The organism is Streptomyces anandii JCM 4720, from assembly GCF_014650655.1.
Lineage (GTDB): Bacteria > Actinomycetota > Actinomycetes > Streptomycetales > Streptomycetaceae > Streptomyces > Streptomyces anandii.
Genome location: NZ_BMVJ01000112.1, coordinates 1 through 632 on the forward strand (window position 1 = coordinate 1; position 632 = coordinate 632).

Genomic DNA, 632 nt, shown 5'->3' on the forward strand with positions numbered 1-632 from the left:
GTGGCCGAACAGCCCCGCTGGCCGCCGATGTCGAGCCGGGCGGTGGCAGCGGCAACGGAGCCGGAAGCCTGCGGACCCGACACGGCCGTGGCGGGTGCGGCGGTCAGGGAGACGGCGAGCGAGGTGGCGGCGATCAGGCCGCCGGTCCACGCGGTACGCGGACGAAAGCCGGACATGAAGTTCCTCATGATCGTGCGAGAGCGGGAAAGGAAGGGACGGGCCGGCCCCTCAGCCGGTGACGCGCAACTCCAGCAGGACACTTGGTGCACCGCCGGCCGCGCCCTCCCCCACGCTCTGGTAGCCGTTCTTGTCCACGGTCACCGTCTTCACCGGCGCGGTGGGGTCGGCCTGCGGCCTCAAGTCGGCGCTGATGGGGTGGTCGGCGGTCTCCAGCGCGAACACCCGCGGGAGTTCCAGGGAGAGGTAGCCGCTCTTGGCGTTCGCCTTGAAGCAGTAGGCGCCCTGCGGGTTGCCGCTCGGGCCCTGCACGGTGAGGACCTTGATCTGCTGGACGGAGTCGTCGCACGCCGCGAGCACGATGTGCCCATCGCCCTTGATCAGCTTGATGCCCTGGGTCTTTTGGATCTGATCCGCGTTCGGGTAGGCGTAGTCCTCCACCGCCGACGGCGGAG

At 69.9% G+C, this 632-nt stretch carries 1 protein-coding gene; it reads right to left on the reverse strand.

The genetic code is table 11. The features are described from left to right. Window positions 1-228: 228 nt before the first annotated feature. Window positions 229-632, reverse strand: a 404-nt coding sequence (locus tag IE249_RS35545; RefSeq protein WP_229860048.1) for a hypothetical protein, incomplete at its 5' end; no start/stop codon positions are given.